Origin of the sequence: Aeromonas enteropelogenes (genome assembly GCF_020097295.1) — a bacterium.
Taxonomy (GTDB): domain Bacteria; phylum Pseudomonadota; class Gammaproteobacteria; order Enterobacterales; family Aeromonadaceae; genus Aeromonas; species Aeromonas enteropelogenes.
This window is the reverse complement of the sequence record NZ_CP083625.1, coordinates 251419-274553: the sequence shown is the minus strand read 5'-3', so window position 1 is coordinate 274553 and position 23135 is coordinate 251419. Positions and strand designations below refer to the sequence as shown.

The window sequence follows — 23135 nt, the reverse complement described above, 5'->3', positions numbered from 1 at the left end:
TTGGTGGAGATGAGTGTCATCCGGCAGCGATTTTGTCGATGGCTGCGAAGCCGTATCCGGTTGCCGGCTGGCGATGGGGAGGACTGGGGAATGCCATCGGCCCTTTGTACTTATCAAGGGGATGAGAAAAATATCAAGGCGGCTTGATAAGGGGATTATCAAGGCCCATCAAGAGGCGATGCTGGTATCAAGGTTTTATCAAGGTGGGACTTGATGAATCAATCAAGTTTATGTTTTTAAACAACTTTATATCCATAGGAAAGAAGGCGAAAAAAACTTCACTCATATTTTTATCCCTTAGCGGGACTTTATGTTTTCCGGTGACCGGGAGCCTAGTCTGTGGCCATTCCCTGGCGGGTGACGCCGTCAGATATGTCTGTGACGACCCGACTTTTTATAGCACCGGAGATCTTATGTCCCTAGATACGAGCAAGAAGATCGGCCTTATCGCCTGTACAGGCGTGGTGGCCGGCAACATGATGGGGAGCGGCATCGCCCTGCTGCCCTCTGCCCTGGCCACTATTGGCTCCATCTCGATTTTCAGTTGGGCCATCTGTCTGGTTGGCGCCATGGGCCTGGCCTTTGTGTTTGCCCGCCTCGCCACCAAGAACCCGCAGGAAGGGGGCCCCATCGCCTACGCCGGCGAGATCTCCCCGGTGTTCGGTTTCCAGACCGGCGTGCTCTATTACCACGCCAACTGGATTGGCAACCTGGCCATCGCCATCACCGGTGTCTCTTACCTCTCCGTCTTCTTCCCCATCCTCAACAGCCCGATCCCGGCCGCAGTGGCCACCATCGCTGCGGTGTGGATCTTCACCTTCGTCAACCTGCTTGGCGGTAGCTGGGTGAGCCGGCTCTGTACCCTGGGTCTGGTGCTGATCCTGCTGCCTGTCGTGGGCACCGCCCTGGTCGGCTGGAGCCACTTTGACAGCGCCCTCTACAGCCAGAACTGGAACACCACAGGGAGCAGCGATATCCATGCGGTCATCAGCGCCGTGCTGATCTGCCTCTGGTCCTTCGTGGGGGTGGAGTCCGCCGCCGTTTCCTCCGGCATGGTGAAAAATCCCAAGCGCACCGTACCGCTCGCCACCATGCTGGGTACCGGCATCGCGGGTGTCATCTACATCCTCTCCACCCAGGTGATCGGCGGTATGTTCCCGGCCGATGAAGTGGCCGCCTCCGGCGCTCCGTTTGCCATGGCCTCTTCCGCCATCTTCGGCAGCTGGTCAGCCCCCTTCGTGTCCGCCTTCACCGCCCTGGCCTGCTTCACCTCTCTGGGTTCCTGGATGATGCTGGTTGGCGAGGCGGGCAAGCGTGCCGCCCATGACGGCAACTTCCCGAAAGTCTATGGCGAAGTGGACAAGAACGGCGTGGCCAAGAAGGGGCTGATCCTGGCTTCCCTCAAGATGACTGCCCTGATGATCGGTCTGACCGCCTTCACCTCCCAGTCCGCCCACGCGGCCGACCTGTTCAACGTGCTGACCACGGATGCTGTGCTGCTGACCATGCTGCCCTACTTCTACTCCAGCATTAACCTGATCCGTTTCGAGGGCATGACCTCCCGCAGCGTTGGCGCCATGATCTTCTCCGGTGTCGCCTGTGTCTTCTGTCTGGTGGCCCTGATGGGGGCCAAGGGGTCAAACCTCACCGCTACCTTCGTGGTGTCGCTCATCATCCTGATGTTCTACGCCAAAAAACAGGGGCTGCGTCAGCATGACGCCCTGCTCAAAGAGCAGACCAGCCACTAATTCTCCCTTTTCATCTTCCGTGCGCTCTTCACTCACCATCACTGATGGAGAGCGCCCCCTTACGTGTGGAGCATTACGATGAATATCATTGCCATCCTCAACCACCTGGGCGTTTTCTTTAAAGAAGAACCCATCCGCCAGCTGCAAGCCTCCCTCGAGCGCAAGGGTTTCGAGGTCGTCTATCCGGTCGATGTGGCCGATCTGCTCAAGCTTATCGAGAAGAACCCCCGCGTCTGCGGCGCCATCTTCGACTGGGACAAATATTCCCTGGGTCTGTGCAAGGAGATCCACGATCGCAACGAGAAGCTGCCGATCTTCGCCTTCGCCAACGATCAGTCCACCCTCGACATCCACCTGACCGATCTGCGCCTGAACGTGCACTTCTTCGAGTACCGTCTCGGCATGGCCGACGACATCGCCCTCAAGATGAACCAGGCCACCCAGGACTATCAGGACGCCATCCTGCCGCCGTTCACCAAGGCGCTGTTCAAGTATGTGGAAGAGGGCAAGTACACCTTCTGTACTCCGGGTCACATGGGCGGTACCGCCTTCCAGATGAGCCCGGCCGGCAGCCTCTTCTATGACTTCTACGGCCCCAACGCCTTCAAGGCGGACGTCTCCATCTCCATGCCGGAGCTGGGCTCCCTGCTGGATCACTCCGGCCCCCACAAGGATGCCGAAGAGTACATAGCGCGCACCTTCAACGCCGATCGTTCCTACATAGTCACCAACGGTACCTCCACCGCCAACAAGATTGTCGGCATGTACTCGGCGCCGGCGGGCAGCACAGTGCTGGTGGATCGCAACTGCCACAAGTCGCTCACTCACCTGATGATGATGAACGACGTGACCCCGATCTATTTCCGTCCGACCCGCAACGCCTACGGCATCCTGGGCGGCATCCCGCAGAGCGAGTTCCGCCGCGAGACCATTGCCGCCAAGGTGGCCGCGACCCCGGGTGCCCAGGCCCCGCGTTACGCGGTGGTGACCAACTCCACCTATGACGGCCTGCTCTACAACACCGGCTTCATCAAGGAGGCGCTGGATACCCCCTTCATCCACTTCGACAGCGCCTGGGTGCCCTACACCAACTTCAGCCCGATTTATGAGGGCAAGTGCGGCATGAGCGGCGACGCCATCCCGGGCAAGGTGTTCTACGAGACCCAGTCCACCCACAAGCTGCTGGCGGCCTTCTCCCAGGCCTCGATGATCCACATCAAGGGCGACGTGGAGGAAGAGACCTTCAACGAAGCCTTCATGATGCACACCTCTACCTCGCCGCAGTACGGCATAGTGGCGTCCACCGAGATCTCTGCGGCCATGATGCGGGGCAACACCGGCAAGCGGCTGATCAAGGACTCCATCGACCGCGCCATCTCTTTCCGTAAAGAGATCAAGCGCCTGCGTACCGAGAGTGAAGGCTGGTTCTTCGACGTGTGGCAGCCGGACAACATCGACACAGTCGAGTGCTGGAAGCTGGATCCCAAGGATGACTGGCACGGCTTCAAGGATATCGACGACGAGCACATGTACCTGGATCCCATCAAGGTGACCCTTCTCACTCCGGGCATGGGCCGTGACGGCCAGCTGCTGGAGAGCGGTATCCCGGCCTCCCTGGTCTCCAAGTTCCTGGACGAACGCGGCATCGTGGTCGAGAAGACCGGCCCCTACAACATGCTGTTCCTCTTCTCCATCGGTATCGACAAGTCCAAGGCGATGCAGCTGCTGCGCGCCCTGACCGAGTTCAAGCGCGGCTATGACCTGAATCTCACCATCAAGAGCATTCTGCCGAGCCTCTATCGCGAAGATCCGGCCTTCTATGAAGGGATGCGCATCCAGGATCTGGCCCAGCGCATCCACGATCTGACCCGCAAATACCGTCTGCCGGAGCTGATGTTCAAGGCGTTCGACGTGCTGCCGGAGATGAAGATGACCCCGCACGCCGCCTGGCAGCAGGAGCTGGCCGGCAACGTGGAGGAAGTGCCGCTGCGTGACATGGTGGATCGCATCAGCGCCAACATGATCCTGCCCTACCCGCCGGGAGTGCCCCTGGTTCTTCCGGGCGAGATGGTGACCACCGACTCCCTGCCGGTGCTCGAGTTCCTCGAGATGCTGTGCGAGATCGGCGCCCACTATCCGGGTTTCGAGACCGACATCCACGGCCTCTATCGCCAGGCCGATGGCAGCTACACCGTCAAGGTGCTGCGCCAGGCAGACTAATCACAACGGGCCGCAAGGCCCGTTTTTTCCTTCGGTTTTCTTGTGTGAGTCGCCAATCATGAAGCGAGTGATCTCCATTCAATCCCACGTGGTTTTTGGCTGTGCCGGCAACAGCGCCGCCGTTTTCCCCATGCGTCGTCTGGGGGTGGAAGTGTGGCCCGTCAACACGGTGCAGTTCTCCAATCACACCCAGTACAGCCAGGGGTGGCAGGGGATGGTGATGCCGGCGGGCCACATCGGTCAGCTGATGGCGGGCCTCACCGACATCGGCGTGCTGGGGCAGTGCGATGCGCTGCTCAGCGGGTATCTCGGCTCTGCCGCCCAGGGAGAGGAGATACTGGCGGCGGTGGCCAGGCTCAAGGCGTGCAATCCGCGCGCCCTCTATTTTTGCGATCCGGTGATGGGCCACCCCGACAAGGGATGTATCGTCGCCCCCGGCGTCGCCGAGTTCTTCAAGGATCGGGCGCTGGCCTGCGCCGACATGCTGGCCCCCAACCTGCTGGAGCTGGAGCGGCTCACCGGCCGCGAGATCCACAACGTGCCCGAGGCGGTGGCGGCCTGCCAGCAGCTGCGGGCGCGGGGGGCCAGGCTGGTGCTGGTCAAGCATCTGGGGCGGGCAGGATTCGGCCACGATCGCTTCGAGATGCTGCTGGTGTGCGACGAGGGGGCCTTTCATATCTCGCGCCCCCTCTATCCGTTTGCTCGCCAGCCCATCGGGGTGGGAGATCTGCTAAGTGCCACCATGCTGGCCAATCTGCTGGCCGGATACGAGCCGGTGGTGGCGTTCGAGCGGACCAACGCCAGCGTGGATGCGGTGCTGGCCCAGACCTGGCTGGTCAATGCCTATGAGCTGCAACTGGTGGCGGCCCAGCACGAGATGGCGCAGCCCCATGTGCGCATCCGGGCGACCCGGCTTGCCCTGACCTGCGCCGCCTGATTGGCGCCAGATAGCAAAAAGCCCTGATGATCAGGGCTTTTTCTTGCGTGCCGATTTGGGCTGTGGTCAGTCTTGCGGGCTCTTGAGCGCCTTGATGATGTCCTCGCCCGGAGGCAGATCCCTTATCTGGTGAAACAGTTCGAGTTCCCCCTGGGGGCCTATGGTGAAGGCATCGCCGCTCAGGTAGCTGCCGCTGCCGGCGCTCTCCATGATGACCACCAGCTCGGGCTGCTTGTCACCGTTGAGATCCAGCAGTTTCAACTCCCTGATGCTGCCCTCCCGGGGCAATACCTTGCCCTCGACAAACTGGTCGAGGGGAAACTGGGGATTGGCCCCGGTGTAGAGGCGCACGTCATAGCTGCCGATGGAGGCAGGCTCGCCGCGACCCTCGCTAACCATGAGGATCTGGCCGGAGGGAAGGGTCAGCTGGCGGGAGGCCCCTTCCGCCCCTTGTGCGACCATGGGCAGGGCGAAAAGAGGCAGGGCGAGCAGCCCCAGCGCCATCATCCTGTTTTTCATCGTTGACTCCTTACGGGGACGGCGGGGCGCCCCCGTTGGTGGTGTTTACCAGATCTTCACCCGTTTCTCGGGCGGCAGATAGAGCTTGTCACCCGGCTGGATGTTGAATGCCTCGTAGAAGGCGGGAATGTTCGGTACCACGCCGTTGACCCTGTATTCGGGCGGGGAGTGGGGATCGGAGCGCAGCAGCATCTGCATCAGCTCGGGGCGGTACATCCCCTTCCACACCTGGGCCCAGCCGAGGAAGAAGCGTTGCTCGCCGGTGAAGCCGTCCAGTACCGGTGCCTCCTTGCCATCGAGCGACAGCTCGTAGGCTTTGTGGGCGATGGTGAGGCCACCGAGATCGCCGATGTTCTCGCCCAGGGTGAACTGGCCGTTGACGAACTGTCCCTTGATGGGCTCGAAGCGGTTGTACTGGGCCACCAGCCGGCTGGTGCGGAAGCGGAACTCCTTGAGATCCTGCGGTGTCCACCAGTCGCGCATCATGCCGTCGCCGTCGGATTTGGCCCCCTGATCATCGAAACCGTGGCCCATCTCGTGGCCGATCACTCCGCCGATGGCGCCATAGTTGACCGCATCGTCCGCCGTCATGTCGAAGAAGGGGGGTTGCAGTATGGCCGCCGGGAAGACGATCTCGTTGTTGCTCGAGTTGTAGTAGGCGTTCACCGTCTGGGGCGACATGTGCCACTCGTCCCGATCGACCGGCTTGCCGAGGCGGGCGAGATCGTCGGCGTATTCAAATGCCTGGGCCCGCTGCAGGTTGCCCACCAGATCGTCCGGCTTGATGACGATACCGCTGTAGTCTTTCCACTTGTCCGGATAGCCAATCTTGGGTCTGAACTTGGCCAGCTTCTCGAGGGCTTGCGCCTTGGTCTCTGGCGACATCCAGTCGAGTTCTTCGATGCTCTGGCCGTAGGCGGTGCGCAGGTTTTCCACCAGCTGCTCCATCCGGGCCTTGGCCTCGGGCGGGAAGTAGCGGGCCACGTAGAGCTGGCCGACGGCCTCGCCCAGGTGATCATTGAGCACCCCCAGTGCCCGCTCCCAGCTGGCGCGCTGCTTGGGTGTGCCGCTTAAGGTGGTGCCGTAGAAGGCGAAGTTGGCGCGATCCGTCTCGCCGTCGAGGTAAGGGGCGTAGTCGGTCAGCAGCTGCCACTTGAGGTAGGCCTGCCAGTCGGCGATGGAAGTCTGGGCCATCACCTTGTCCAGCGCGCTCAGGTAGCTCGGCTGGCCGATGATGAGATCGGGCTGGGCGGCGATGCCGGCACCATCGAGATAGGCCTGCCAGTCGATGGCGGGAGCGAGGCGGGTCAGCTCGCTGGCCGGACGCTTGTTGTAGTTCTTCTCCCGATCCCGCAGGGTGACGTTGTCCCACTGGATGGCTGCGAGCCGGGTCTCGAGGGCGAGAATGCGTCTGGCCTTGCCGCTCGGGTCGGACTCACCGAGCCGAGTCAGCATGCTGGCGATGTGGCGCTCGTATTTTTGGCGCAGGACCTGACTGTCGGCATCCGTCTTCAGGTAATAATCCCGATCCGGTAGTCCCAGGCCCCCTTGATAGAGGTAGACAGCGTAGCGATCCGGCGCCTTGGCGTCGGGGCCGATCCCGATCCCGAACGGGGCGCCGCCACCGAGCTTGCTCGCCTCGGCAAAGGCGCGGGCCAGATCCCGTTGGTCGTGGATCTGATCGATCTGGGCGAGGGCGGGAGCAAGTGGTGACAGCCCCTTGGCGTCACGGCCCGCCTGATCCAGATAGCTGGCGTAGAGATCGCGGATCTGCTGGGTAGGCGTGCCGTCGGCGGCGCTCTGGTTGGCCAGCCCCTCGACCAGCACCCGCACGTCTGCGAGGGATTTGTCCCTTAGCATGTAGAAGGCGCCATCGGCGGGGCGATCGTCGGGGATCCTGGCGCTGGCGAGCCATTTACCGTTTACGTAGCGAAAGAAGTCGTCGCCCGGGCTGACGGTGGTGTCCATGTTGGCCAGCGCCAGTCCCGAGTGTTTGGGGTCGCCTTGCGGTGCCTGAGTGCAGCCGGCCAGCAGGGCCAGTCCAATGAGGCCGGCCAGTATGCTTTTCTTGTTGTTCATGCTGTTTGATTCCAATTCCGGTTGTTTGCTTCCCTTGCAACGGGGGCATCCTGGCACCACTTTCGGTACCATTTGGAGTTCTGGGATGCGGCTCACTCTAGCAGTCGGGCTGCAGCTTGATAAGCCTGACTCTGTTAAGATCGGCCGGTCCGTTTCGGGGAAGCCTATGATTTCTCATCTTTATTCTCGCTTTTGTCAGACCCTGCCTGTGCCGGAAGGTTCCACCCGTCTGCTGGTGGCGTTCAGCGGCGGGCTCGACTCCACCGTGCTGCTGGTGCTGGCGGCGCAGTTCGCCCGCGAGCACGGCCTTGGCCTGAGCGCCCTCCACGTTCACCATGGTCTGAGCCCCCACGCCGATGAGTGGGTTGCCCACTGCGAAACCGTCTGTCAGCAATTGGCGGTAGAACTCATGGTGGAGCGGGTGCAGCTGGTGCGCGGCAATGGCGAGAGCCTGGAGGCCCAGGCCCGGGAGGCGCGCTATCGCTGCCTGACTGCGCACATGGGGGAGGGGGAGTGGCTGCTCACCGCCCATCATCAGGACGATCAGTTGGAGACTCTGCTGCTGGCCTTGAAACGGGGCACCGGGCTGCGCGGCCTGGCCGGGATCCTGCCAAGCCAGCCCTTTGCCGGGGGTCAGTTGCTGCGCCCCTTGCTCGATATCAGCCGCAGCGAGCTGGCCGAGGCCGCCGCCACCCTGCCTTATGGCTGGGTGGAGGATGAGAGCAACCGGGACGTGAGCTACGATCGCAACTTTTTGCGCCAGGAGCTTATTCCCCGGCTCAAGGCGCGCTGGCCCGCCATGGCCCAGACCGCAAGCCGCACCATGGCGATCTGCGCCGAGCAAGAAGCACTGCTGGAGGAGCTGGCCGCACAGGACTGGCATCTGGCGGGCGAGGGAGAGGCGCTCCATATCGCGGCCCTGCAGCCCCTCTCGCCTGCGCGGCGCAACAATCTGCTGCGCTACTGGCTCCGTCGCCAGGGGGGCGAGATGCCCTCTCGCGAACAGCTCAACCGGCTCTGGCAGGAGGTGGCACTGGCCAGAGGGGATGCCAACCCGCAGCTCAACTGGGGCAAGCAGAGCTGTCGCCGCTTCCAGGATCGCCTCTATCTGGTCACCCCCGACCTGCAGCCTTGCCAGCAGGAGCTGCCATTGACCACGGGAGAGGTGATTTCACTGCCTGACGGACTGGGCACGCTCCTGCTTCGCCGGCAAACCGGCGGGGAGGGATTGCTGCGGTTGCCCCGGGGCGATGAGCCGCTCTCGGTGCGCTTTCAGGTGGTGCCCGGCACCATGCTCAAACCGGTAGGGCGCGCCGGCAGTCGCCGTCTGAAAAAACTGCTGCAGGAGTATGGCGTACCCTCCTGGCAGCGGGGGCGCATTCCCATCCTCTACTATGGCGATCAGGTGGCGGCCGTGGTGGGGCTTTTTGTCTGTGACGGTTTTCTGGCGCAGGAGGAGGGGCTGAGATGTGAGTGGCAGGCGGCCCGGCTTGCCCCCGTCATGCCGGAGTCAGGCGATCTGGATTGAATCGCGGCCCCCATCCTGTTGCCATGGCGGGGCCGCCAGATTGTCTATTCGCCGGGGTCTGTCTTGCCCGCTTTCTTGCGGGCATAGAGGTGGTTGTCGGCCGCCTCGTAGAGGCTCTGCACGTCGACCCCGGATTGCCAGGTCGCGGCCCCCAGGCTGCAGCCAACCGAGAAGGCTGAGAGTTCCTTGCTGGTCATCAGCATGTGCTGCAGACGCAGCCAGACCGGACGCCATGCCTCGGGTTCGGCCGGTTGCAGCAGCAGCGCAAACTCGTCCCCCCCGAGCCGGAATGCCTGATCCGTGCTGCGGATACACCCCTTGAGCAGCAGGGCGAAGCGGCTCAGCACCAGATCCCCCACCGGATGACCCCAGGTGTCGTTGATCTGCTTGAAGCGATCCAGATCCAGCAGCACCAGCACCAACCCGTGGGGCTCGCGGCCATGCTGCTCGATGGCGCGGCCGATGGCCTCATCGAAGTAGGAGCGGTTGCCAAGGCCGGTCAGGTGATCGAGTCGCACCAGCTGATCGAGCTTTTCAAGGCGCAGATAGAGCGGCAGCAGCAGGCTCAGCAACTGATGGCACTGCAGCAGCCGTCGTTGCTGGTGGCTGCTCATGGGCAGATCCAGCTCGTAGTGCAGCTGGCCGAGCAGCTGGCCATGCTGGCCGCGTAGCTCGAAGGAGTGGTTGTGCGGTGTCAGGGTCGCCAGGGGCGGATGTTGGATCAGGGAGCGGGGCTGCTCGTGCTCGAAGTAGAGGCTGTGGATCCTGACAATTTTTGCCGCCTGGGCGGCAAAGGTTGTCAGCAGAGCGTCGAGATCCTGCTGCCCCAGCAACTGTTCCAGCAACTGGTTACGCTCGACGCTATGTAACGGCACGACCCGCTCGCTCTGGTGCGCCCACAGCTCGAGGCTATGGGCAAAACCATTGAGTGACGACGTATTTTCCATGGTTTTCCACCTGTAAACACCTGACTACTCCCCCTTCCCTGCAATTGGCATGCCCAATATATCTTTCCTGCCTCCCGGCCTGGCTGACTAGACTTAAGTTGATAAAAGGAGAGGAAAATTTGTATACAGATCTGCTGATCCTGCTGTTTGCCGCCGTCTTGCTGGTGGCGATTTTCCGGCGCCTCGGGCTGCCGGTGATCCTCGCCTACCTGATCGCCGGGGTACTGCTCGGCCCGCATGGGCTGGCCATGGTGACCGGCCAGTCCACCATGCAAACCATCGCCGAGCTCGGCATCGTCTTTTTGATGTTTTCCCTGGGGCTGGAGTTCTCCCTGCCCAAATTGCTGGCGATGCGCCGGCTGGTGCTGGGGGTGGGGGGGCTACAGGTGCTGCTCACCTCCCTGCTCTTTTTCTGGCTTGCCCGCTGGTGGGGGCTCAGCCTGCCCCAGGCGCTGGTGGTTTCCGGCACCCTGGCACTCTCCTCTACCGCCGTGGTGATCAAGCAGCTGGGTGAGCAAAAACAGCTCCATACCCGCCGTGCCCAGCTCGGGGTGAGCGTGCTGTTGTTTCAGGATCTGGCGGTGGTGCCGCTCTTGGTGATGATCCCCATTCTGGCCCGGCCCGAGGTGCAGGGCAGCGCCCTGCTGGCGGAGATCGCCTGGGCCACCCTCAAGGGGCTGTTCGCCCTGCTTAGCTTGCTGGCGGTCGGCAAGTGGTTGCTGCCGCTTTTGTTTCACGAGGTGGCGCGGGCCCGCTCCGACGAGCTGTTCGTGCTGAGCGCCCTGCTGGTGGCTTTGCTGGCTGCCGCCATGACCTATTCGCTGGGCTTGTCGATGGCGCTGGGGGCCTTTCTGGCGGGCATGATGCTGGGGGAGTCCCACTATCGCCACCAGCTGGAGGTGGACATCAAGCCGTTTCGCGACGTGCTGATGGGGCTTTTTTTTATCACCATCGGCATGGCCATGAACTGGGAACTGGTGGCCAGAGACTGGTGGCAGGTACTGCTCTGCGTGCTGGGACTGGTGCTGTGCAAAGCCCTGCTGGTGCTGCTGGCCGGTCGTCTGATGGGGGAACGCAAGCGCGACGCCTTGGCGGCGGGCATCATGCTGAGCCAGGTCGGCGAATTCGGTTTCGTGCTGCTGGCGCTGGCCAGCCACCATGGATTACTGGCCAGGGAACTGGTGTCGCTGCTGATCGGCATGGGGATCATCTCCATCGCCATGACCCCCTGGCTGGTGATCCAGGCCCACTCCCTGGCCCGCAGTCTGACCGATCCCGCCCTGCTGACCCGCTCCGAGGTAGCCCAGTCAGGCCTTAGCAAAACCCAGCACGTGATCATCGCCGGCTTCGGCCGTGCCGGGCAGACCTGCGCCCGCTTCCTGAAGCTCGAAGAGATCCCCTTTCTTGCTCTGGATCTCGACCCCGAGCGAGTGAGCGAAGCGAAACTGGCGGGGGAGCAGGTGGCCTTCGGCGATGCCAGCCGGCGCGATATCCTGCTGGCCGCCGGCCTGCTGCGGGCCCGGCTGGTGATCATCACCTTCGACGATCGCAAGCGGGTAGAAGCCATGCTGGCGCTGATCCGCGAGCTGGCCGAGGATCTCAAAGTGCTGGTGCGCACCCGGGATGACAGCTTTCTCGAGCAGCTGAAACAGGCGGGGGCGTTCGAGGTGATCCCCGAATCCCAGGAGGGGGCCCTGATGCTGGTCTCCCATCTGCTGGTCAACTGCGACGTTCCCCTGGGGCGGGTGATCCGGCGCATGGAGCACGAGCGCAGCAGCCAGTATCGCTTCCTGCACGGCTTCTACTGGGGGGATCAGAGTGCCAGCAACATGGAGGCCGATCAGCTGCTCGAACGGCTCCACCCACTGCTGCTGCACGATCAGGCCTGGGCGGTGGGGCGCGAAGTGCAGGAGTTGCCGCTGGGGGAGGTGAGGATCAAGGAGGTGCAGCGCGGCGATCAGACCCTGGAACCCAGGGCCGAGCTGCGGCTCGCCGCCGGCGACCGGCTGATCCTGTTTGGTACTGCGGTGGCCATGGAGCAGGCCGAGCAGCGACTGCTGGAAGGGCACTGAGCCCAGTTACAGCTGGGGCTCCAGTATGGCCTCGTCTCTGAGCAGTGCCTCCAGATTGAGAAATTCGATCACCCGCGCCCGCTCTTTCAGGGTGTCCTGATAGCCCAGCTTGATGAGCTGCTGGCAGTAGCCCGGATAGAACATCAGGAAACTGGCCAGGCTGCTGGTTTCGTCCCCCTTCACTCCCAGAACTCGCAACAGGCGGCGCAGATGCAGCGGCAACTTGCGCAGGTAGGGAAGCGCCATCTCGTCGAGATCCTGACTCGGTTTCAGCACGCAGGTCTCCACCCGCTTGAGCTTGAGGCGTCGGCGCTCGCGCTCGGGGATGAGATCCAGGGTCTGGTTGATGCGCCATAGCCGCTCCAGATCCGAGTTGAGGGTGTCGGTGAACACGGTATCGAGCAGGTGGCTGGCGATGTTGGAGCTGGTCAGGTGACCATGGTGCTGGGTGGGGGCCGTGCGGGTCGGCGGATCCAGGGTGATGAGCAGGATCCGCTCCGCCCCCAAATGGATCGCCGGGCTGAGGGGGCTCAGCTGATGGATGGAACCATCGCCGTAAAACTTGCCCTCTATCTGGGTCGCCGGAAAGACAAAGGGCAGCGCCGCGGAGGCCAGCAGGTGATCCGAAGTGAGCAGGGTACGCACTCCGCGCCGTCTGGCCCGCTCCCAGGGATGGTGCTCGTTGCGCCCCTGGAAGAAGGTGGTGGATAGGCCGTCGTCATAGTCGGAGGCGGTGATGGCCAGCGCCTCCAGGCTGCCGTAGAGGATGTTGTCGTCGATGCGATGATAGTCGATGAGCTGATCCAGCAGACGGTGCAGGGGGGCATTGTCGAACAGGTGAAAGGCGTGGTTGGTGTTGGGGGTGATGAGCCCGGCCGAGCCTTCATACATCAGGCGCCACAGCAGACGGCCGGGGTGAAAGTCGAAGATGTGGTGAGTCTCGAAGCGGCGCCAGACCCACTCCAGCTTGCGCACCCCCAGATGAAAACAGGAGGCGTAACAGGCCAGCGCGGTGACATTGAGGGCCCCCGCCGAAGTGCCGCACAGGATGGGAAACGGGATGCCGAGATTGCGGGGATAGAGCTCCGCAATCGCCTTGAGGGCGCCGACCTGATAGGCGGCCCGGGCGCCGCCTCCGGTGAGCAACAATGCGGTGTTGGGTCTGGCCATAGGGGGGCGCCTTATCGTTATCCATGCCGATTTTCCCACTGACAAGTTAACTATAAAGCGCTGTATCAAATATAAAAAAGGGCGCTGACGCGTTTTTTTTCGCCCCTTGTTTACAAGTCGCGGTGAGGATGCTCGGGCCTTGCCAGCTGATCGAAGGTGGCAAAGACAGGGGCGCTGGCGAGGATGCGCCCGTGGCCGAGTCCGCGGGTGCTCACCAATCGGGTGTGGCCCTCCTGGCTGGCGCGAAGCGAATCGTCGTGGGGGGCAAATCTGTCCTCCTCATCGTGCACTATCATGGCGGGGCCGTGGCGGCTGGCGAGCCGGCCCAGGGGATCGACCGTGCTCAAGGGGTGCTGGTACTCCTGCTCGATTTCCTTGACTACCGCATCGAACAGCCGGATGGAATAGCCGGAGCGGGCCACCATGCCGTAGAGCTGGGGCACATAGTCAAGCACCGGCGAGATGAGCAGCAGCGGCAGTGTATCCATGGCTGGCTGGCGACTGGAGAGGATGACGGCGCCTCCCATGCTGTGGGCTATGATGCCGGCGATGGGGCCCAGTTCGTCGGCCACGCTGGCGGCCAGTTCGTCAAAGGCGCGTACGAAGCGGGGCAGGTGACCGGTCTGGCCAGCGCTGTGGCCGTGGGCCGGATGATCGTAGGCAATCGCCGTAAAGCCCTGGGCGGCGATATGGCGCATCAGCGGATAAAACTGACTGGCGCTGCCGGACCAGCCGTGCATCAGCAGCCAGACCGGCCCCTGACCGAGGCGGTAGCTCATCAATACGCCTTCGCTGGTATGCACGGCCTGCTTGACCAGCCCGGCCGGGGGCGTCTCGTCCCGCTGGCTGCGCTGGGGGGTGAGCAGCAGCTTGCTGGCGGTGCGCTTGGCGTGGGCGGGGGCGATCCTGTGATGCAGACGGGTGCCGATCCCCAGCAACCATTTGCTCGGGTTGAAGCGGCGGGTGTTGAAGTAGATCTTGCTGCTCATGATAATCCTGTCGGTTTTGCGTGCGAACGGTCGTGCTTTTTTGTCGATTTTTAAAAGGATCAGCGCCAGCTGGCCAGCACCTTCTCCACCTCGGGCCAGAAGTGACGGGCCGGATCCTGGCAAAGATCCAGGGCATTGAACACCTGATCCGCCAGATAGAGGCCGTAGAGCCGGTAGACTGCGCGCCAGGGATCCATGTCGGAGCGCCACTCCTCCTGCGCCTGGCCCTTCACTACCTGGCGAGCCAGGTAGTCGAGCCAGAAACGCACCAGCTGGCGGGCCGCCTGCTGCACCTCACCATCCTGGGCCGAGGTCCAGGCATCGAGGAACATGCAGCGACCGGCAAAGCATTGGTTCCAGGCCAGCCAGGCTTGCAACAGGGCGGTCAGCTTGTCGTGCTGGCTGGCGTGCTGCTGCTGGCGTACCGGCTGGATCACTCGCTCGCGAAACACCTGGGCGGCATACTCCAGCACGGCGATCTGCAGGTTGTCGCGGGACTGAAAGTGGGCAAACAGGCCGCTCTTGGACATCTCGCATGCCGTTGCCAGCGAGCCTATGGTCAGGCTCTCCAGCCCTTGCCGGCTCGCCTGCTCGAACGCAGTTTGCAAAATGTTGTCGCGGGTCAGGCGCCCCTTGCTCATCGCTCTCTCCTCCATTGCCCGGGCAGCATAAAGTACGATCGTGCTAATTGTCGAGCGGCAAAGCACTCGGGGCGCTGTTGCTTTCTGTCGGGTCTACGAAAAAAGAGGAGCCGCTAAGGGGGAGCGGCTCAGTTGTCCTTGATATCCATCTGTTGCAGGGCGATCACTGCCTGGGTGCGGTTTTTGACGCCGAGCTTGCGGAAGATGGCGGTGATATGAGCCTTGATGGTGGCTTCGGAGACGTTGAGCTCCCAGGCGATCTGCTTGTTGAGGCTGCCATCGCGCAGCATAACCAGCACCTTGTACTGCTGGGGCGTGAGGCTTGCCAGCTTGCTGGCAAAATCGGGACCGTCCTCGGATTCCGGGTGCAGCGAGATGCCCTCAGGCACCCAGTTGTCCCCCCCGATCACCGTATTGAGGGCGCTGACCAGCTCCTTCATGGGGGCGGATTTGGGGATGAAACCGAGGGCTCCCAGTCGCAGCACCTGCTGGATGATGGCGGGATCTTCCGAGGCGGAGACCACCACGATGGGCAGGTCGGGATACTGGCCGCGCAGATGGGCCAGCCCCTCGAAGCCATTCGCCCCCGGCATCTTGAGATCGAGCAGCAGCAGATCGACCTCGGGGTGCTCCCCCAGCAGCTGGGTCAGGCTGTCGATGGAGTCCGCTTCCAGCAACTGGGCCTCGTCGATGGCCATGTGGACTGCCTGATAGAGGGCGCTGCGAAACAGGGGGTGGTCATCTGCGATGACGATGGTAAATTGGCTATCCATAGCTCACATGGTTGCTAACTGATTGTTTTGAAAACTCAAACTAGCATCGCTCCCCAAGGGGGTCAAACCCGCTGGTGTGCAAATGTGAGGTGACCATCGGATGTGATGCCACTGGGGCAGACAGGATGGCTGGCACGGATTCATGCAGGAGGCAAAAGATGGGATCCCTGGTATTGACGGTGGGCACGGGTTCCACCTGGGCGATGCGGGCGGCGCTGGTGCTCGCCATGAGTGGACTGGAGTGGCAGGTGCAGGTGTTCGATCTGGACGACGCAGCCGCCCTGGCGCGGCTCAAACGGCAGGCACCGGCCGGGCTGGTGCCCTGGCTGGATCATGACGGGGTGCGGGTACACGACTCGCTGGCTATCGCCGAATATATCCACGAGCTCTGCCCGGATCGCCAGCTCTATCCCCCCTCGCTGGCCGAGCGGGCCCTGGCCCGCAGCCTGTGTGCCGAGCTGCATGCCGGTTTTCGCCAGATACGCACCCTGCTGCCCTTCTTCCTGGGAGCGCCGACCCGCATCGACCCACCGGTGGAGGCCATCGGCGAGCTGGCCAGATTGCAGGAGATCTGGGGGTTGGCGCGGGGCCCCTTCTATTTTGGCGAGGCGGGCATCATAGATGCCTTCTACGCCGTGATGGCCTACCGGCTGGCGAGCTATGGTATCCAGTTGCCCGGTTTGGCGGGAGAGTATCAAAAGGCCCTGCTGGCCTGGCCCCTGTGGCAGGAAACCCTGGTCAAGGCACGGTTGCAATGGCCCGCCGAGGCGCAGCGCCAGGACGCCAGCGCCTAGTCTTCGGCAAAAAGAGGAGGGGAGCCATGGGCTTTCCTCCTGTCAAATGGCGGGTGTTAAACCGGCCGGAGCTGGTTTACTGCTGGCGCCCGGCGAACACCACCACCACCTTGTCATCTCCCTTCTCCCGCACGAAGGCGTAGGGGGTATCTTCGATCTTCTTGTGGCTGCCTGCCGCAATGGCCGGATGGGCGGCGCGGAACTGACCGAGGCGCTGCCAGTGTTTGACCAGCTCGGCCTTCTCGCCACTTGCCAGCTCCTGCCAGTTCATGTCGGAGCGCAGTGCTTGGTCAAACACGCCCCCATCCCTGGCGAGCCCGCGGCCCGATTCATCGCCGTAGTAGATCTGAATGCCCCCCGGCAACAGCATAAAGCTGCTGGCGACCCTGCGCTGTAGCGGCACGTCCTGATAGTCACCGAAGAACAGCTTGGTGTCGTGGGAGCTGATGTAGCTCAGCACGTTGAACCCGGGATCCTGATTGATACGGCTGGCGTAGCTGGCATAGGTGGGCTCGGCACCCGCCAGACACTGGGCCTGGGGCAGGGCGAACTCACGCTGGTAGTCGAAGTTGATCAGGGAATCGAAGCCATTTTGGTACCAGAAGTCCTTGGCGACCCCGTGATCCCACACCTCGCCCACCATGTAGAAGGGCAGGTCATCGAGTTTCTTGTCCGGATTGGCGGCCTTCCACTCCTTGAGGGCGGCGGTGCCGGCTTGCTTGAGCTTGGCCCACACCTCGGGCTCCAGGTGCTTGACGGTATCGGCGCGAAAACCGTCGATGCCAAAGCGGCGCACCCAGTCGGTGTGCCAGGTGATCAGGTAGTCGCTCACAGTGGCGTTGGGCAGCACCTTGGCCCTGGTATCCTTTTTCGCCGTGAGCAGGGGCGGCAGGCCCACCGGTTTGGTGGACTCGGTCAGGAAGTCAGGGAGCCCGGCCACCGAGCCGGTGACGTCGTCAGTGCCGGGTTGCGGGTAGCCCGGCAGGCCGGCGCGCACCCAGTCGGGGCCCCACCACTTGCTCCAGGCGGGTGATTGATAGTCGATAAACTGGTTGTAGCCATGCCAGTCGAGACCGCCGCTCGGGCGCCACTCGCTCCAGCGGCCTGGCAAATTTCCGGTATTTTGGGCCAGGTCCGTGAGCCCCAGATCTTGTAAATCGGCCAGGGTGGCGTAACCGGCGTGGTTCATCACCACGTCCAGGATGATGCGCATGCCGCGTTGGTGCGCCTCGTCCACCAGGGTTTTCAGGCTCTCCTCGTCACCGTAGTTGGGATCTATCTTGGTGAAGTCCAGCGCCCAGTAGCCGTGGTAGGCGTAGAAGGGGAAGTTGCCTCGCTCGCCGCCGCCGATAAAGCCGTGCACCTGCTCCACCATGGGGGTGATCCAGATGGCGTTGATGCCAAGGCTCTTGATGTAGTCGAGCTTCTCGGTCAACCCCTTGAAATCGCCGCCGTGCCAAGTGGCCACCTCGTCCTGACCATCCTTCTGGCGGCCGAAGCTGTGGTCATTGGCGCGATCGCCGTTGTGAAAGCGATCGGTCAGCAGGAAATAGACGCTCGCCTGATCCCAGCTGAAGGGGGCTGGTTTGGCCGCCTTGACCGGCTCGAGCAGCAGCAGGCCGCCGCTCTCTTTGGCCGGCGTCAGTGTCAACTTGCCCTGTTTCACCACGCCCTCCTGTCCCGAATAAGCATCCCGCAACCGGGTGCCGTCGGGCCAGACCCCGTTTAGCGATACCGTGACCGGGCCGCCATCCCAGCTGATGCAGGGCTCTTGTGGTGGCTGGCGCTTGAACTCGCTCTTTTTGGTGGCGCGCAGCACCTTGAGGCTGGGGGTATCCGGGTTGAAGGTGAACTCGTAGTCCCCTGCCAGCATCACCCGCAGGGTAAAGCTCTCTCCCTTGCTGCATTTATCCATGGGCTGGGCGGTGCCAAAGGGGAGCGGCTTGGCCTCGATCGGGCCAAAACTGGAGCCACAACTGTTGGCGGCGTCGCCGATGCGAATTTTATGGCTGCCCTTGGCCAGGGGATGGGTCAGCGTCACCGTCCCCTTGTCCAGTGCCAGCGGAGTCGCCACTGCCTGGCCATCCACATAGAGGTGGATGTCGGGGGCGGCCAGAGCCTGGGAGACAAAGGGCTGGCTGGCCAGCAGGGCGAGCCACAAGAGGGAGAGACGATAAGCGCGACGCATAAGCCATTCCTTGAGCGGGGCGAGATGAAGGTGCGCCCATTCTAGGAGGCAGGCCCTTGGCCCTGGAGCGCTAAAACGCCGATTTGTGACGTTAGTTCAAATGGTTACGTTTTCAAGAAGGGGAAAGTGTGATGCCTGCCGTGTCGGTGTAAAAACCGCTGCCATAAAAAATGCCGGTCCAGGGACCGGCATTGTCAGGCTGTGGTGTCGTCAGACGGTAAAGAACTTGAAGTTGACGAAGGCGACAGCGATGAAGGAGGCTACCATGCCGCTGATGCAGAGCACTGCTGGACGAATGGCCGGCCAGCGATGGGTCATCAGTATGATGGCCAGCAGGGTCGGGTAGAGGCCGAACATGTAGCGCGGCATGGCGTTGAGCCCCGTCATCAGCGGTATGGTGCAGCAGATGAACATCAGGGTCGCCTCGGCCCAGCGCTTCTGGCTGAACAGATAGGCATTCAGGCACCAGCCGAAGATCACCATGATGGAGAGGTAAGCTTTGCGACCGCCGAGCTCGAAACCGCTCAGCCACCAGTCCAGCGGGCTGTCCATGGAACGGCCCCAGGCCACCTGAATGTGCTTGAAGGCAAACGCATCCCCGGTGAGGTGATAGAGGTAGAGCATATAGGCGAACAGGCCGAACGGGATCAGCCAGAGAGTGAATACCACCTTGAAGGCGCGCTCGGTGAAGCGGAAGAACTCGCGCCAGCCGTAGGCTTGCAGCGCCAGGATCAGCACGGGGAACACCATCATGACCCCCAGGTTGCGGGTGGCCGAGATACAGACCCCGAGCGCCGCCACCATCAGCCACTGCTCCCGATAGGCGAACAGGAACATTCCCAGCATCAGCGCCATGAACATCGATTCGGTGTAGCCGGAGACGAAATAGGCAGAGAAGGGGGAGAAGGCGAGCAGCCAGACACCGAAGCGGGCGGTCTCGTCACCCAGCTTGAGTTGACGCAGCACCAGCAGCATCAGCGGCATGCTGGCGAAGAAGCCGATGTTGGCCACCAGCATCAGGCCGATCAGGCTCTCTACGTTGAGCAGGCTGGAGAGGGAGCCGGCCAGCATGGGATAGAGGGGCATGAAAGCCCAGTTGGCTGCATTGCCCTTGCTGAGCCAGCGCGGGTAGAGGTCGTAGCCGTTTTCGATGATGCGCTGGAACCAGACGCAGTCGAACTGGCAATAGGCCTGCAGCGGACCGATATCGGTGGCGCCGTAGAGCTGGACCCCGAAGTAGCCCATGCCATAGAGAGCTACCCGGCTCAGCACGAAGGCGGCGATGATCATCAGCCAGTCACGGCCGCTGATCCGCAGTGATGGACGATAGGGGCCCGCCTGCGCGGGGGCCATGGTGGTCATGTCATTCATCAGGCAAACACCCAGACGCGAGAGAGGAGATAGGTCAGCACGGTCACGGTCAGCGTGGCGATCACCACGGGCAACAGACCGGAGAGCCCTGCAAACAGCAGGCCGCTCAGAATGAGGTTACGTACCGCCAGCGAGAAGAGGGCGACCAGCAGAAACTTGCTGGCGGCACCCTGCTTCTGGAAGGTGATGTAACGATGGCCGAAAAAGGAGAACCAGAACGCGATGGCAAACGCCAACGTCGTGACCAGATGCTCGGAGATGGTGGGCCAGGTGTGAAACAGCGCGAACGAGGTGCCGAGATCGACGAGGGTCGCGCCCCCGCCGACAAAACCGAACCGTACCAGCCGCCAGAATTCCTCGCGGGAGATCATTGGGACGCCTGCTCCTGCTTGTCAGCTTCGGGATTGGCATCCTGCCCTTGCTGGGCCTCCTGCCGGGCATACTGGCCGTAGACCCCTTCGATGAGGTAGACGGGGCGCTGCTTCACTTCCACGAACATGCGACCGATGTACTCGCCAATGATGCCGAGCGACAGCAGCTGGATACCACCGAGGAACAGCACCACGGACATGAGGGACGCATAACCGGGGACGTCAATGCCGAAGAAGACCACCTGGGTGATGATCTTGATGAGATAGAGGAAGGCGACGAAGGAGACACCGACACCCACATAGCTCCAGACGCGCAGCGGCCAGCTGGAGAAGCTCAGCAGACCGTCGAGGGCGAAGTTCCACAGCTTCCAGTAGTTGAACTTGGTCTCACCCGCGTGGCGGGCAGGACGCTCGTAGGGAACGCCAACGGCGCGAAAACCGGCCCAGGCAAACAGTCCCTTCATGAAGCGGTTGCGCTCCGGCAACTGTTTGATCGCCTCCACCACGCGGCGGTCGATCAGGCGAAAATCGCCAGCGTTTTCCGGCAGCTTGGTGCTGGTGGAGAGGGCGTTGAAGAAGCGGTAGAAGCCACCGGCGGTGACACGTTTCATCGGAGTGTCGGCACTGCGATCCACCCGGATGCCGTAGACGGTGTCATAGTCGCCGGTCTGCCACAGCTTGACGAACTCGAGAATGAGGGCGGGGGGATCCTGCAGATCCACGTCCATCGGGACTATGGCATCCCCTTTGGCCTGGTGCAGACCGGCGGTGAGGGCCGCCTCCTTGCCGAAGTTGCGGGCCAGGTTGACCAGGGTTACGCGGGGATCGCGAGCGATGGCCTGCTCGACCACTTCACGGGTGCGGTCACGGCTGCCGTCGTTGACGAATACAATTTCAAGCTGGTCTTTCAGCGGGGCCAGTTCGTTGTCTATCGCATTGATGAAGGCATCGATGCTCTCTTCCTCGTTGTATACGGGAACGACCAGAGAGAGTCGAAAATCTGGATACGACATAAGAACGTCCTTATTTTGGATAGTTGCTTTTATCAAACCGTGCGCGGGGCAAGGCTCACTGGGCAAGGGTCATGCGTACCGACTGCACATTGATGGGAGTCGGTGCCGACAGGGCCAGAAAGTTGGGGTGTTTAGGGTCTGCCGTCAGTGAATTGCCCGGCAGGCTGAGGCGGATCTCGTTGATACCCGCTTTCGCCAGCTTCACCGTGGTGGTGAAGTTGTTGCCCAGGGCCACCTTCAGCAGGGCGCCGGCTTGCGGGCTGTTGATGCGGGCATGCACGGTCAGCTCATCGGGGTTGGCTGCCTGCTTGGGCAACACGAAATAGAGGCCACCCTGACCGCTAAGCTGGGTGCCCTCGGCGCCGGGTTTCTTGGCCCAGCCTTCACTGGAGAGAAAACGGCTTGGTTTGGTCAGATTGAGCTCGTTGCCCGGCTGATAGGTCATGCTGGAGTTGTGCTCCCAGAAGCGGGTCTTGCCCTCCAGGTAATAGAGCCGGTAGGCCAGGCTCACGTTGGGGTGAGCGGCCAGATAGAGGGTGTAGAGATAAAAACCGCTCAACGCCAGGATTGCAGTTAGAAAACCAAACTTTTTGTACGTCATATCACTCTCTACGCCTGACAAAAAATAGGTAGGCCGATTTCGCGCATATGCTAATCCAATTGCAAAAAAAGCATAGTGGATCACAAAAAAATATTTGTTCACATATTAACCCCTTCACTCCCTGTGCCCAACCCCGGGCGTTCAAAAGGCAGGACTCGGTAATCTGCCGCTCGGACGGCAAGAAGTGCTGACGGCAAGTGGGGCGTCGGTCTGGGAAGAAATACGAGCCGATAGCTTGCTGCGTCAGCTTCCTGCACATATAGATCGTCATAGGAGTGCTATCGCCATTTTGGCGAGGCCGTTTTATGATGACCCATCTGTTTGTCAAGGACGACATATGAAATGGACTGCCTACTGTTTGCTGCTTTGCTGCTGGATGCCGCAGGCATTTGCCGCCAGCCTCTGCCCGGCTCCACTTCGGGTCGGTTTTGACAACTGGCCCCCCTATCACTACTACGACGACGGAGATGCACGCCAGCAGGTGCATGGATTTGCCGTCGAGACGCTCAACGGCGTGCTGGCCCGCATGGGCTGCCAGGCCAATTATGTGGAACTGCCCTGGAAGCGGGTGCTGCACGAGATTGAGCTCGGCAAGCTGGATATGGCGATGGAGGTCTATTTCAACGAAGACCGGGCCCGCTACGGCTATTTCTCCGATACCTACAACCCGGGACGCACGCTCCTGTGGATACGCAAGGGGCAGCATTATCACGAGCAGGAGCTGGCGAGCTGGCTGGTCAGTGGCCACAAACTCGGGGTGACCAAAGATTACTTCTATGGTGACGAGGTGATGTCCCTGCTGGCTTACCATGGCGCCCAGGTGAGTACGGTCAACGATGAGCAGAACTACGGCAAGCTGGTGCTCGGGCGGATCGATGGTTTCCTCGGTGACATGCTGGCCACCCCCTGGGGGCTCAAGGAGCAAGGGCTGGCTGGCCAGATAGTCCCTCATGGCAAGCCGGTGCATGAGTTGCCCACCTTCTTTCTTTTCAGCAAAAAGCGTTTTTCTCCGGACTTTATTGCGCGTTTCAATCAGGAGCTGGCCGCCTTCAAGGTGACGAGCGAGTATGACGCCATCTGGCGACGTTATGTGTCGCCGGAACTGGCAAAGTGATAGCCATTCGCGCATCATGAGCAACCCGACCGCAGGGTCGGGCAGAGTAAACAAATCGTT

19 protein-coding genes are annotated in these 23135 nt (G+C 62.0%); 7 read left to right on the top strand and 12 right to left on the bottom strand.

All coding sequences use genetic code 11. The annotated features are described in order from the left end of the window. Positions 1-413: 413 nt before the first annotated feature. The 3 genes from cadB (at position 414) to pdxY (ending at position 4905) form a co-directional block, all read left to right on the top strand. On the top strand, positions 414-1748 hold the full coding sequence (gene cadB, locus LA321_RS01215) for a cadaverine/lysine antiporter (protein ID WP_042073127.1): 1335 nt from the start codon (positions 414-416) through the stop codon (positions 1746-1748). A gap of 78 nt (positions 1749-1826) precedes the next feature. Beyond that, positions 1827-3968 carry a lysine decarboxylase CadA gene (locus tag LA321_RS01210; RefSeq protein ID WP_026457947.1) on the top strand — a complete coding sequence of 714 codons (2142 nt, stop codon included), beginning with the start codon at positions 1827-1829 and terminating at the stop codon, positions 3966-3968. Between the two features lie 58 nt (positions 3969-4026). Continuing rightward, complete coding sequence (pdxY, locus tag LA321_RS01205) at positions 4027-4905, top strand: pyridoxal kinase PdxY (RefSeq protein ID WP_042073125.1); 879 nt, start codon at positions 4027-4029, stop codon at positions 4903-4905. A gap of 66 nt (positions 4906-4971) precedes the next feature. Here pdxY and LA321_RS01200 read toward each other — a convergent pair whose 3' ends face one another. After that, the gene (locus LA321_RS01200; RefSeq protein WP_042073123.1) at positions 4972-5424 is read right to left on the bottom strand and encodes a PliI family lysozyme inhibitor of I-type lysozyme; all 453 of its coding nucleotides are present in this window, start codon (positions 5422-5424) and stop codon (positions 4972-4974) included. Between the two features lie 45 nt (positions 5425-5469). Then, positions 5470-7503, bottom strand: coding sequence for a M13 family metallopeptidase (locus LA321_RS01195; RefSeq protein WP_042073121.1), 2034 nt, complete (start codon positions 7501-7503; stop codon positions 5470-5472). A gap of 166 nt (positions 7504-7669) precedes the next feature. Between LA321_RS01195 and tilS the strand changes: the two genes are divergently transcribed. Beyond that, the gene (gene tilS / locus LA321_RS01190) at positions 7670-9031 is read left to right on the top strand and encodes a tRNA lysidine(34) synthetase TilS (RefSeq protein WP_042073120.1); all 1362 of its coding nucleotides are present in this window, start codon (positions 7670-7672) and stop codon (positions 9029-9031) included. 44 nt (positions 9032-9075) lie between these two features. Here tilS and LA321_RS01185 read toward each other — a convergent pair whose 3' ends face one another. Continuing rightward, entirely contained in the window at positions 9076-9978 is a 903-nt protein-coding gene (locus LA321_RS01185) for a GGDEF domain-containing protein (protein WP_042027870.1), read from the bottom strand. Between the two features lie 119 nt (positions 9979-10097). Here LA321_RS01185 and LA321_RS01180 point away from each other — a divergent pair, with 119 nt between their 5' ends. Next, positions 10098-12050 carry a monovalent cation:proton antiporter family protein gene (locus LA321_RS01180; protein WP_042027869.1) on the top strand — a complete coding sequence of 651 codons (1953 nt, stop codon included), beginning with the start codon at positions 10098-10100 and terminating at the stop codon, positions 12048-12050. 6 nt (positions 12051-12056) lie between these two features. Here the strand turns inward: LA321_RS01180 and LA321_RS01175 are convergent, their stop codons facing one another. The 4 genes from LA321_RS01175 to LA321_RS01160 form a co-directional block, all read right to left on the bottom strand. Next, on the bottom strand, positions 12057-13220 hold the full coding sequence (locus LA321_RS01175) for a patatin-like phospholipase family protein (protein ID WP_042027868.1): 1164 nt from the start codon (positions 13218-13220) through the stop codon (positions 12057-12059). A gap of 110 nt (positions 13221-13330) precedes the next feature. Next, entirely contained in the window at positions 13331-14209 is an 879-nt protein-coding gene (locus LA321_RS01170) for an alpha/beta hydrolase (RefSeq protein ID WP_042073118.1), read from the bottom strand. Between the two features lie 59 nt (positions 14210-14268). Further along, positions 14269-14850, bottom strand: coding sequence for a TetR/AcrR family transcriptional regulator (locus LA321_RS01165; RefSeq protein ID WP_042073115.1), 582 nt, complete (start codon positions 14848-14850; stop codon positions 14269-14271). Positions 14851-14978: 128 nt separating this feature from the next. After that, the gene (locus tag LA321_RS01160) at positions 14979-15623 is read right to left on the bottom strand and encodes a response regulator transcription factor (protein ID WP_042027862.1); all 645 of its coding nucleotides are present in this window, start codon (positions 15621-15623) and stop codon (positions 14979-14981) included. Positions 15624-15781: 158 nt separating this feature from the next. Between LA321_RS01160 and LA321_RS01155 the strand changes: the two genes are divergently transcribed. Then, positions 15782-16417 carry a glutathione S-transferase N-terminal domain-containing protein gene (locus tag LA321_RS01155; RefSeq protein ID WP_042073114.1) on the top strand — a complete coding sequence of 212 codons (636 nt, stop codon included), beginning with the start codon at positions 15782-15784 and terminating at the stop codon, positions 16415-16417. A 76-nt stretch (positions 16418-16493) separates the two neighbouring features. Here the strand turns inward: LA321_RS01155 and LA321_RS01150 are convergent, their stop codons facing one another. From LA321_RS01150 to LA321_RS01130, 5 genes are all read right to left on the bottom strand, one after another. Continuing rightward, positions 16494-18605 carry an alpha-amylase gene (locus LA321_RS01150; protein ID WP_042073113.1) on the bottom strand — a complete coding sequence of 704 codons (2112 nt, stop codon included), beginning with the start codon at positions 18603-18605 and terminating at the stop codon, positions 16494-16496. Positions 18606-18815: 210 nt separating this feature from the next. Then, positions 18816-19976: a membrane protein gene (locus LA321_RS01145; RefSeq protein WP_042073111.1), complete on the bottom strand. Its 1161-nt coding sequence runs from the start codon at positions 19974-19976 to the stop codon at positions 18816-18818. After that, complete coding sequence (locus LA321_RS01140) at positions 19976-20347, bottom strand: GtrA family protein (RefSeq protein WP_026456917.1); 372 nt, start codon at positions 20345-20347, stop codon at positions 19976-19978. Before LA321_RS01140 ends, LA321_RS01145 begins: the two co-directional genes overlap by 1 nt. Beyond that, the gene (locus tag LA321_RS01135) at positions 20344-21360 is read right to left on the bottom strand and encodes a glycosyltransferase family 2 protein (protein ID WP_042073110.1); all 1017 of its coding nucleotides are present in this window, start codon (positions 21358-21360) and stop codon (positions 20344-20346) included. Before LA321_RS01135 ends, LA321_RS01140 begins: the two co-directional genes overlap by 4 nt. A 55-nt stretch (positions 21361-21415) precedes the next feature. Then, complete coding sequence (locus LA321_RS01130) at positions 21416-21961, bottom strand: hypothetical protein (protein WP_026456915.1); 546 nt, start codon at positions 21959-21961, stop codon at positions 21416-21418. Between the two features lie 337 nt (positions 21962-22298). On the opposite strand from LA321_RS01130, the gene LA321_RS01125 reads away from it, so the two are divergent. Further along, positions 22299-23075 (top strand): substrate-binding periplasmic protein, encoded by a 777-nt coding sequence (locus tag LA321_RS01125; RefSeq protein ID WP_042073109.1) that lies wholly within the window; start codon positions 22299-22301, stop codon positions 23073-23075. The last annotated feature ends 60 nt before the right edge of the window (positions 23076-23135 follow it).

Bases quoted from the DNA above. Each gene is read 5' to 3' on its own strand.
- cadB (WP_042073127.1), top strand. From the start codon at position 414: ATGTCCCTAGATACGAGCAAGAAGATCGGCCTTATCGCCTGTACAGGC.
- LA321_RS01210 (WP_026457947.1), top strand. From the start codon at position 1,827: ATGAATATCATTGCCATCCTCAACCACCTGGGCGTTTTCTTTAAAGAA.
- pdxY (WP_042073125.1), top strand. From the start codon at position 4,027: ATGAAGCGAGTGATCTCCATTCAATCCCACGTGGTTTTTGGCTGTGCC.
- LA321_RS01200 (WP_042073123.1), bottom strand. From the start codon at position 5,424: ATGAAAAACAGGATGATGGCGCTGGGGCTGCTCGCCCTGCCTCTTTTC.
- LA321_RS01195 (WP_042073121.1), bottom strand. From the start codon at position 7,503: ATGAACAACAAGAAAAGCATACTGGCCGGCCTCATTGGACTGGCCCTG.
- tilS (WP_042073120.1), top strand. From the start codon at position 7,670: ATGATTTCTCATCTTTATTCTCGCTTTTGTCAGACCCTGCCTGTGCCG.
- LA321_RS01185 (WP_042027870.1), bottom strand. From the start codon at position 9,978: ATGGAAAATACGTCGTCACTCAATGGTTTTGCCCATAGCCTCGAGCTG.
- LA321_RS01175 (WP_042027868.1), bottom strand. From the start codon at position 13,220: ATGGCCAGACCCAACACCGCATTGTTGCTCACCGGAGGCGGCGCCCGG.
- LA321_RS01170 (WP_042073118.1), bottom strand. From the start codon at position 14,209: ATGAGCAGCAAGATCTACTTCAACACCCGCCGCTTCAACCCGAGCAAA.
- LA321_RS01165 (WP_042073115.1), bottom strand. From the start codon at position 14,850: ATGAGCAAGGGGCGCCTGACCCGCGACAACATTTTGCAAACTGCGTTC.
- LA321_RS01160 (WP_042027862.1), bottom strand. From the start codon at position 15,623: ATGGATAGCCAATTTACCATCGTCATCGCAGATGACCACCCCCTGTTT.
- LA321_RS01155 (WP_042073114.1), top strand. From the start codon at position 15,782: ATGGGATCCCTGGTATTGACGGTGGGCACGGGTTCCACCTGGGCGATG.
- LA321_RS01150 (WP_042073113.1), bottom strand. From the start codon at position 18,605: ATGCGTCGCGCTTATCGTCTCTCCCTCTTGTGGCTCGCCCTGCTGGCC.
- LA321_RS01145 (WP_042073111.1), bottom strand. From the start codon at position 19,976: ATGAATGACATGACCACCATGGCCCCCGCGCAGGCGGGCCCCTATCGT.
- LA321_RS01140 (WP_026456917.1), bottom strand. From the start codon at position 20,347: ATGATCTCCCGCGAGGAATTCTGGCGGCTGGTACGGTTCGGTTTTGTC.
- LA321_RS01135 (WP_042073110.1), bottom strand. From the start codon at position 21,360: ATGTCGTATCCAGATTTTCGACTCTCTCTGGTCGTTCCCGTATACAAC.
- LA321_RS01130 (WP_026456915.1), bottom strand. From the start codon at position 21,961: ATGACGTACAAAAAGTTTGGTTTTCTAACTGCAATCCTGGCGTTGAGC.
- LA321_RS01125 (WP_042073109.1), top strand. From the start codon at position 22,299: ATGAAATGGACTGCCTACTGTTTGCTGCTTTGCTGCTGGATGCCGCAG.